The sequence below is a fragment of the Geobacillus kaustophilus genome, from assembly GCF_000948285.1.
GTDB classification, from domain to species: domain Bacteria; phylum Bacillota; class Bacilli; order Bacillales; family Anoxybacillaceae; genus Geobacillus; species Geobacillus thermoleovorans_A.
This window is the reverse complement of record NZ_JYBP01000003.1, coordinates 3577501-3587279: the sequence shown is the minus strand read 5'-3', so window position 1 is coordinate 3587279 and position 9779 is coordinate 3577501. Positions and strand designations below refer to the sequence as shown.

The following is a 9779-nucleotide window of genomic DNA, read 5'->3' as shown; positions in this document are numbered from 1 at the left end:
GGCGCGGCGATTTGTTTGAGTTGGACATCGTGTTGCGCAACAACCGGACATCGCCTGAATATCCGTATGGCATTTTCCATCCGCATGAAGAATTGCATCACATTAAAAAGGAAAACATCGGCTTGATTGAAGTGATGGGGCTGGCGGTGCTGCCGGCACGGCTTGCCGCGGAATTGGAGACGCTGGCCGATTATCTCGTGCATCAGACAAAAAAAGAAGACTGGGACGAGTCGATGCAGAAACATTGGGATTGGTGCGAAGCCATTCGCTCGGCCTATCCGGACATCACGAAGGACAATGTCCATGACATTTTGAAGTACGAAGTCGGGCAACGGTTTGTCACCGTGTTGGAACATGCCGGGGTGTTTAAGCGGGACAAGCGAGGGAAGGACGCGTTTCGCCGCTTTATGCAGCACGCTGTGGAGCGCATGTCGTCTCTTGTTTAAATGCGGCGAAAAAACGCGTTTCATATGAAACATAAGGAAGGGATCACAAACAGACTATGGCCACGTTAAAAGAAATCGCGGAAAAAGTCGGCGTTTCAGTCGCGACCGTCTCGCGCGTGCTCAATTACGATGCGACGCTGTCCGTTTCCGATGAAACGAGAAGGCGCATTTTTGAGGTTGCCCAAGAGCTGAACTACAAAACATTGCGGGAACGAAGCCAGCAAGCGCGCGAATCGTTTCGCCTCGGGCTCATTCACTGGTATTCGGAGCGCCAGGAAATCGATGACCCGTATTATATGGCGATTCGCCTTGGAGTGGAAAAAGAATGTTTTGACCGCGGCATCGAACTCGTTAAATTGTTTAAACAGCACGGCGCCTATCCGACCGAACGGATGGAGGCGCTCGATGGCATCATCGCCGTCGGAAAATTCGGGCCGAAGGAAGTCGAGACTTTTGCCGCCGGGGCCAAACAAATTGTGTTTGTCGACTGTTCGCCTGATGAGCATCGGTTTGATTCGGTCGTCATCGACTTGCGTCAAGCGACGGTGACGGTGCTTGACTATTTGCTTCGGTTGGGGCATACGAAAATCGGCTATATCGGCGGCCGCGAATATGTGGACGGGGAAACGCCGATCCGCGATGAGCGCGAAGCGGCGTTTTACGAATATTTGTATGTCAAAGGGCTGTACGATTCCCGTTATGTATGGATCGGCGCCTTCACTGCCGAAGATGGCTATCGGTTGATGAAAAAAGCCGTTTCAGGCGGCGACTTGCCGACGGCGTTTTTCATTGCCAGCGATTCGATGGCGATCGGCGCCCTGCGTGCGCTGCATGAGGCTGGAATCGCTGTTCCTGAAGAGGCGGCGATTGTCGGATTCAATGATATTCCGACGGCAGCATTTCTTCACCCGCCGCTTTCGACGGTGAAAGTATACACAGAATTTATGGGTGAAACAGCGGTTGAGCTGCTCATCGAACGGTTGACGACGAAACGGGCGATTTGCAAAAAGGTCGTCGTGCCGACGGAGCTCGTCATCCGCTCGAGCAGCGAAGGCAACGAAAAGGGGAGCGGTCGATAAGCCGCTCCCTTTCGCATTAATGGAACTCGATATCAACGCGTTTTTTCGTTCCTGTCGTTGTTTTCGGGATATGAATGTCAAGCACGCCGTTTTTGTACGTCGCGCGAATGTTTTCCGCCGCGGCATCCGCCGGCAGGGTGATCGAACGCTGGAAGCGGCCGAAAAAGCGTTCGCGCCGGTGCATTTGTTCTTCTTTGACATCGTGGTGGCGTTGAATCGTGCCGCTGATGGTCAACATGTTGTTCTGCACGTCAATGTGCACATCCTCTTTCCGCTCCAGCCCCGGCAAATCGCACGAAACGACGTATTCGTTGTCCGTTTCATGCATATCGATGCGCGGCATCCAGTGCTGCTCATCCATATGAGTGAACAGCGATGGAAAATCACTAGCAAAAAAGCGGTTCATATCCCGGCGGATCGACTCCAAGTGTCGGAACGGGTCATACGGAATTAACGCCATAACTGCCATCCTCCTTGACAAGAAATGTTTTTCCGTTCAGTAGTGTGAACCGGATTCGTCTGTTTTATGTATGATTGGTTTGCACTTGTTCCATCACCGTCAAATACGCTTGAATGAGCGCTACTTTCATGCCATCCGGCAAGTCAGAGGCGGCCACCCGCTTGACGGCGTAGTAAAATTTCGCCTCCGGCGATTGCCGCACGCGCGGATGCGTCCATTCATCGCGCAGCTCCTGCCCCATCGTTTCATATAAAAGAGTTTGGCTTTCTTGTTCATTGAGCGGTCCGGCCGTCAGCGACCGGTTCGGCCAAAGGCGGCGGTAGCCGTCAAGCAGTGCAGAAAATGGATAGGTCACGTTTTTTCCCTCCTTAAGAAATAAGTTTGGATCTGCATGCGATATATCCTCCTTGCATTATACCATACGGCCATCGGGGCAATTCGAGCCGCCAAGCCTTAAAGGCGGCGGAAGCAAGGACGTCTAGCTTGGCAGCCAAAGCGCTGTTTTTTGCTTGCCTATTCACATCGCTTTTAAGCCGTTTGTTTTTTTAAAAAATAGTTGACATAATAGAAATCGGCGTATAAAATAAAAGACGTCGCCTCGACAAGATGTCGGAGCGTGACAGCTAGATGATCGCGAAACAAAAACTATTGACAAATAACAAAAATCAATTATAATAGTTAATCGCCGCGACAAAAATGTGGCAGTATGAACTAGAGAGACAGTAGTTGACATTCTTGAAAGATTGTTTATAATAATAATTGTCGTTCCTTGAAAACTGAACGAAACGAAGCGCGTGCGCCACGGCGCTTTTGGCGTCTGTGGTGTGAAATTAGCCAATCAACTTTCTTTGGAGAGTTTGATCCTGGCTCAGGACGAACGCTGGCGGCGTGCCTAATACATGCAAGTCGAGCGGACCGGATCGGAGCTTGCTCTTGTTCGGTCAGCGGCGGACGGGTGAGTAACACGTGGGCAACCTGCCCGCAAGACCGGGATAACTCCGGGAAACCGGAGCTAATACCGGATAACACCGAAGACCGCATGGTCTTGGGTTGAAAGGCGGCGCAAGCTGCCACTTGCGGATGGGCCCGCGGCGCATTAGCTAGTTGGTGAGGTAACGGCTCACCAAGGCGACGATGCGTAGCCGGCCTGAGAGGGTGACCGGCCACACTGGGACTGAGACACGGCCCAGACTCCTACGGGAGGCAGCAGTAGGGAATCTTCCGCAATGGGCGAAAGCCTGACGGAGCGACGCCGCGTGAGCGAAGAAGGCCTTCGGGTCGTAAAGCTCTGTTGTGAGGGACGAAGGAGCGCCGTTCGAAGAGGGCGGCGCGGTGACGGTACCTCACGAGGAAGCCCCGGCTAACTACGTGCCAGCAGCCGCGGTAATACGTAGGGGGCGAGCGTTGTCCGGAATTATTGGGCGTAAAGCGCGCGCAGGCGGTCCCTTAAGTCTGATGTGAAAGCCCACGGCTCAACCGTGGAGGGTCATTGGAAACTGGGGGACTTGAGTGCAGGAGAGGGGAGCGGAATTCCACGTGTAGCGGTGAAATGCGTAGAGATGTGGAGGAACACCAGTGGCGAAGGCGGCTCTCTGGCCTGCAACTGACGCTGAGGCGCGAAAGCGTGGGGAGCAAACAGGATTAGATACCCTGGTAGTCCACGCCGTAAACGATGAGTGCTAAGTGTTAGAGGGGTCACACCCTTTAGTGCTGCAGCTAACGCGATAAGCACTCCGCCTGGGGAGTACGGCCGCAAGGCTGAAACTCAAAGGAATTGACGGGGGCCCGCACAAGCGGTGGAGCATGTGGTTTAATTCGAAGCAACGCGAAGAACCTTACCAGGTCTTGACATCCCCTGACAACCCAAGAGATTGGGCGTTCCCCCTTCGGGGGGACAGGGTGACAGGTGGTGCATGGTTGTCGTCAGCTCGTGTCGTGAGATGTTGGGTTAAGTCCCGCAACGAGCGCAACCCTCGCCTCTAGTTGCCAGCATTCGGTTGGGCACTCTAGAGGGACTGCCGGCGACAAGTCGGAGGAAGGTGGGGATGACGTCAAATCATCATGCCCCTTATGACCTGGGCTACACACGTGCTACAATGGGCGGTACAAAGGGCTGCGAACCCGCGAGGGGGAGCGAATCCCAAAAAGCCGCTCTCAGTTCGGATTGCAGGCTGCAACTCGCCTGCATGAAGCCGGAATCGCTAGTAATCGCGGATCAGCATGCCGCGGTGAATACGTTCCCGGGCCTTGTACACACCGCCCGTCACACCACGAGAGCTTGCAACACCCGAAGTCGGTGAGGCAACCCGTTTCGGGAGCCAGCCGCCGAAGGTGGGGCAAGTGATTGGGGTGAAGTCGTAACAAGGTAGCCGTACCGGAAGGTGCGGCTGGATCACCTCCTTTCTAAGGACGAAAAGCGGAAGCGCCGCGATCGGCTCTCGAAGCCAAATGTTCTTCACCGAGAGGGGTGCTTGCACCCCGAGGGGGAAGGTTATTTGGCAGAAGAGAGCCAGGCGCTGGAGCTAGACATCAGTCGTTATTCAAAGCAAAACGCGCTTCTGTTTCGTTCAGTTTTGAAGGAATGAGGATTCCTTCAAGTGTTTTGCGCCTTCGTCTTCTTGCAGGTTCAAGGAAGATGGATTCCTCGGCGCAAAGCTGCAAAGAAGCAGACTCAAGGCAGTCGCTTCGTTCAGTTTTGAGGGAACGAGTCATGTTCTCTCAAATGTTTGGCGTCTGCGTCTACAAGCGGATTCGGAGAAGCCGAATTCCTCGACGCAAACCAGCGAAGAAGCGAATTCAAAGGAGCTACTTCGTTCCTTGAAAACTAGATAACCGGAAAAGCGGAGGCGAGCGTTTCGCCGCGGCGGGCAAATGTTCTTCGTCTACAGGGATTTCTAATCCCGAAGGCGAAGGTTATTTGACCCCGAGCGGCGGCGAGCCGAAGCTAGACAGGAAGAAGCCGAGACGCTTTAGGTTAAGCTGGAAAGGGCGCACGGTGGATGCCTTGGCACTAGGAGCCGATGAAGGACGGGGCAAACGCCGAAACGCTTCGGGGAGCTGTAAGCAAGCGTTGATCCGGAGATGTCCGAATGGGGGAACCCACTGTCCGTAATGGGGCAGTATCCATGCCTGAATCCATAGGGCATGGAGGGCACACCCGGGGAACTGAAACATCTTAGTACCCGGAGGAGAAGAAAGCAACCGCGATTCCCTGAGTAGCGGCGAGCGAAACGGGAACAGCCCAAACCAAGAGGTATGTCCTCTTGGGGTTGTAGGACCGCTCACGATGGGAGTGAGAAAGGGACGGGGTAGACGAACCGGTCTGGAACGGCCGGCCAGAGAAGGTGAGAGCCCTGTAGTCGAAACTTCGTTCCCTCCCGAGCGGATCCTGAGTACGGCGGGACACGAGGAATCCCGTCGGAAGCAGGGAGGACCATCTCCCAAGGCTAAATACTCCCTAGTGACCGATAGTGCACCAGTACCGTGAGGGAAAGGTGAAAAGCACCCCGGGAGGGGAGTGAAAGAGAACCTGAAACCGTGTGCCTACAAGTAGTCAGAGCCCGTTGATGGGTGATGGCGTGCCTTTTGTAGAATGAACCGGCGAGTGACGATGGCGTGCGAGGTTAAGCCGAAGAGGCGGAGCCGCAGCGAAAGCGAGTCTGAAGAGGGCGTCAAGTACGTCGTCGTCGACCCGAAACCAGGTGATCTACCCATGTCCAGGGTGAAGGCCGGGTAACACCGGCTGGAGGCCCGAACCCACGCACGTTGAAAAGTGCGGGGATGAGGTGTGGGTAGGGGTGAAATGCCAATCGAACTTGGAGATAGCTGGTTCTCCCCGAAATAGCTTTAGGGCTAGCCTCGGGTTTAAGAGTGTTGGAGGTAGAGCACTGATTGGGCTAGGGGCCCCAACCGGGTTACCGAACCCAGTCAAACTCCGAATGCCAACGACTTATGCCCGGGAGTCAGACTGCGAGTGATAAGATCCGTGGTCGAGAGGGGAACAGCCCAGACCGCCAGCTAAGGCCCCGAAGTGCACGTTCAGTGGAAAAGGATGTGGAGTTGCCAAGACAACCAGGATGTTGGCTTAGAAGCAGCCACCATTGAAAGAGTGCGTAATAGCTCACTGGTCGAGTGGCTCTGCGCCGAAAATGTACCGGGGCTAAACGTGCCGCCGAAGCTGCGGGATGACCGTTGGTCATCGGTAGGGGAGCGTTCTAAGGGCAGAGAAGCCAGACCGGAAGGACTGGTGGAGCGCTTAGAAGTGAGAATGCCGGTATGAGTAGCGAAAACAGAGGTGAGAATCCTCTGCGCCGAAAGCCTAAGGGTTCCTGAGGAAGGTTCGTCCGCTCAGGGTTAGTCGGGACCTAAGCCGAGGCCGAAAGGCGTAGGTGATGGACAACAGGTGGAGATTCCTGTACCACCTTCTTCCCGTTTGAGCGATGGGGGGACGCAGGAGGATAGGGCGAGCAGGCGGCTGGAAGAGCCTGTCCAAGCCGTGAGGCTGATCCGCAGGCAAATCCGCGGATCGCAAGGCCAAGCGGTGACGGCGACGGAGCATTCCGGAAGTCCCTGATTCCACACTGCCAAGAAAAGCCTCTAGCGAGGGAAGAGGTGCCCGTACCGCAAACCGACACAGGCAGGCGAGGAGAGAATCCTAAGGCGCGCGGGAGAACTCTCGTTAAGGAACTCGGCAAAATGACCCCGTAACTTCGGGAGAAGGGGTGCTCTTTCGGGTGAAGAGCCTGGAAGAGCCGCAGTGAAAAGGCCCAAGCGACTGTTTATCAAAAACACAGGTCTCTGCGAAGCCGAAAGGCGACGTATAGGGGCTGACACCTGCCCGGTGCTGGAAGGTTAAGGGGAGCGCTTAGCGGAAGCGAAGGTGCGAACCGAAGCCCCAGTAAACGGCGGCCGTAACTATAACGGTCCTAAGGTAGCGAAATTCCTTGTCGGGTAAGTTCCGACCCGCACGAAAGGTGTAACGACTTGGGCGCTGTCTCAACGAGAGACCCGGTGAAATTATACTACCTGTGAAGATGCAGGTTACCCGCGACAGGACGGAAAGACCCCGTGGAGCTTTACTGCAGCCTGATATGGAATTTTGGTATCGCTTGTACAGGATAGGTGGGAGCCTGGGAAGCCGGAGCGCCAGCTTCGGTGGAGGCGGCGGTGGGATACCACCCTGGCGGTATTGAAATTCTAACCCGCACCCCTTAGCGGGGTGGGAGACAGTGTCAGGCGGGCAGTTTGACTGGGGCGGTCGCCTCCCAAAAGGTAACGGAGGCGCCCAAAGGTTCCCTCAGAATGGTTGGAAATCATTCGGAGAGTGCAAAGGCACAAGGGAGCTTGACTGCGAGACGGACAGGTCGAGCAGGGACGAAAGTCGGGCTTAGTGATCCGGTGGTTCCGCATGGAAGGGCCATCGCTCAACGGATAAAAGCTACCCCGGGGATAACAGGCTGATCTCCCCCAAGAGTCCACATCGACGGGGAGGTTTGGCACCTCGATGTCGGCTCATCGCATCCTGGGGCTGTAGTCGGTCCCAAGGGTTGGGCTGTTCGCCCATTAAAGCGGTACGCGAGCTGGGTTCAGAACGTCGTGAGACAGTTCGGTCCCTATCCGTCGCGGGCGGAGGAAATTTGAGAGGAGCTGTCCTTAGTACGAGAGGACCGGGATGGACGCACCGCTGGTGTACCAGTTGTCCCGCCAGGGGCACCGCTGGGTAGCTATGTGCGGACGGGATAAGCGCTGAAAGCATCTAAGCGTGAAGCCCCCTCAAGATGAGATTTCCCACCGCGTGAAGCGGGTAAGATCCCTCGAAGATGACGAGGTCGATAGGTCCGAGGTGGAAGCGTGGCGACACGTGGAGCTGACGGATACTAATCGATCGAGGGCTTGACCTATGAGCGGCTTCTTCCGACGGTTATCTAGTTTTGAAGGAATGATTTCTTATCATGATGCGGAAGTATCACGTTAGCACATTGCCAGTGGATGGCGAGGGTAAACGAGTCCACGACTTAGCTCACGCGATGGTAGTGCGCCTGCGCATAGATACGAGTCTCAGATCCTTATGATCTAGCGAATGCTTATTCTATCTTATCAGATGTACGCGCACTACCTGAAGCGTGAATACATCGAGCAACTCCTTGGATGAGTGTCCTCTAGCTGAAGCTGATTGCATCATATCAAGAAGATCTCCTTCAAAACTAGATAACCGTCGGAAGAAGCCGCTCATAGGTCAAGCCTCGATCGATTAGTATCCGTCAGCTCCACGTGTCGCCACGCTTCCACCTCGGACCTATCGACCTCGTCATCTTCGAGGGATCTTACCCGCTTCACGCGGTGGGAAATCTCATCTTGAGGGGGGCTTCACGCTTAGATGCTTTCAGCGCTTATCCCGTCCGCACATAGCTACCCAGCGGTGCCCCTGGCGGGACAACTGGTACACCAGCGGTGCGTCCATCCCGGTCCTCTCGTACTAAGGACAGCTCCTCTCAAATTTCCTCCGCCGCGACGGATAGGGACCGAACTGTCTCACGACGTTCTGAACCCAGCTCGCGTACCGCTTTAATGGGCGAACAGCCCAACCCTTGGGACCGACTACAGCCCCAGGATGCGATGAGCCGACATCGAGGTGCCAAACCTCCCCGTCGATGTGGACTCTTGGGGGAGATCAGCCTGTTATCCCCGGGGTAGCTTTTATCCGTTGAGCGATGGCCCTTCCATGCGGAACCACCGGATCACTAAGCCCGACTTTCGTCCCTGCTCGACCTGTTCCGTCTCGCAGTTCAAGCTCCTTGTGCCTTTGCACTCTCCGAATGATTTCCAACCATTCTGAGGGAACCTTTGGGCGCCTCCGTTACCTTTTGGGAGGCGACCGCCCCAGTCAAACTGCCCGCCTGACACTGGTCTCCCACCCCGCTAAGGGGTGCGGGTTAGAATTTCAATACCGCCAGGGTGGTATCCCACCGCCGCCTCCACCGAAGCTGGCGCTCCGGCTTCCCAGGCTCCCACCTATCCTGTACAAGCGATACCAAAATTCCATATCAGGCTGCAGTAAAGCTCCACGGGGTCTTTCCGTCCTGTCGCGGGTAACCTGCATCTTCACAGGTAGTATAATTTCACCGGGTCTCTCGTTGAGACAGCGCCCAAGTCGTTACACCTTTCGTGCGGGTCGGAACTTACCCGACAAGGAATTTCGCTACCTTAGGACCGTTATAGTTACGGCCGCCGTTTACTGGGGCTTCGGTTCGCACCTTCGCTTCCGCTAAGCGCTCCCCTTAACCTTCCAGCACCGGGCAGGTGTCAGCCCCTATACGTCGCCTTTCGGCTTCGCAGAGACCTGTGTTTTTGATAAACAGTCGCTTGGGCCTTTTCACTGCGGCTCTTCCAGGCTCTTCACCCGAAAGAGCACCCCTTCTCCCGAAGTTACGGGGTCATTTTGCCGAGTTCCTTAACGAGAGTTCTCCCGCGCGCCTTAGGATTCTCTCCTCGCCTGACCTGTGTCGGTTTGCGGTACGGGCACCTCTTCCCTCGCTAGAGGCTTTTCTTGGCAGTGTGGAATCAGGGACTTCCGGAATGCTCCGTCGCCGTCACCGCTTGGCCTTGCGATCCGCGGATTTGCCTGCGGATCAGCCTCACGGCTTGGACAGGCTCTTCCAGCCGCCTGCTCGCCCTATCCTCCTGCGTCCCCCCATCGCTCAAACGGGAAGAAGGTGGTACAGGAATCTCCACCTGTTGTCCATCACCTACGCCTTTCGGCCTCGGCTTAGGTCCCGACTAACCCTGAGCGGACGA

Annotated in this window: 3 protein-coding genes, 3 rRNA genes and 1 pseudogene (1 of these 7 running past the window's edge); 4 read left to right on the top strand and 3 right to left on the bottom strand. The window is 55.6% G+C overall.

Features of this window, described 5'->3' with window-relative positions:
- Positions 1-446, top strand: a pseudogene (locus tag LG52_RS18460) (galactose-1-phosphate uridylyltransferase); the annotation flags it as partial.
- Between the two features lie 56 nt (positions 447-502).
- Positions 503-1525 (top strand): LacI family DNA-binding transcriptional regulator, encoded by a 1023-nt coding sequence (locus LG52_RS18455; RefSeq protein ID WP_044731064.1) that lies wholly within the window; start codon positions 503-505, stop codon positions 1523-1525.
- A 16-nt stretch (positions 1526-1541) separates the two neighbouring features.
- On the opposite strand, the gene LG52_RS18450 is transcribed toward LG52_RS18455, so the two are convergent.
- Both LG52_RS18450 and LG52_RS18445 read right to left on the bottom strand, forming a co-directional pair.
- Positions 1542-1985, bottom strand: coding sequence for an Hsp20/alpha crystallin family protein (locus LG52_RS18450; RefSeq protein ID WP_044731065.1), 444 nt, complete (start codon positions 1983-1985; stop codon positions 1542-1544).
- Positions 1986-2049: 64 nt separating this feature from the next.
- Positions 2050-2340, bottom strand: a complete 291-nt coding sequence (locus LG52_RS18445; protein ID WP_044731066.1) for a hypothetical protein — start codon at positions 2338-2340, stop codon at positions 2050-2052.
- Between the two features lie 490 nt (positions 2341-2830).
- Here LG52_RS18445 and LG52_RS18440 point away from each other — a divergent pair.
- Both LG52_RS18440 and LG52_RS18435 read left to right on the top strand, forming a co-directional pair.
- Positions 2831-4388: ribosomal RNA gene (locus LG52_RS18440) — 16S ribosomal RNA — on the top strand.
- Positions 4389-4957: 569 nt separating this feature from the next.
- Positions 4958-7885, top strand: a 23S ribosomal RNA gene (locus LG52_RS18435).
- Between the two features lie 331 nt (positions 7886-8216).
- On the opposite strand, the gene LG52_RS18430 is transcribed toward LG52_RS18435, so the two are convergent.
- A 23S ribosomal RNA gene (locus tag LG52_RS18430) occupies positions 8217-9779 on the bottom strand (it continues 1367 nt past the right edge of the window).

Excerpts from the sequence above, each read along its gene's own strand:
- LG52_RS18455 (WP_044731064.1), top strand. The coding sequence starts at position 503 with ATGGCCACGTTAAAAGAAATCGCGGAAAAAGTCGGCGTTTCAGTCGCG.
- LG52_RS18450 (WP_044731065.1), bottom strand. The coding sequence starts at position 1,985 with ATGGCGTTAATTCCGTATGACCCGTTCCGACACTTGGAGTCGATCCGC.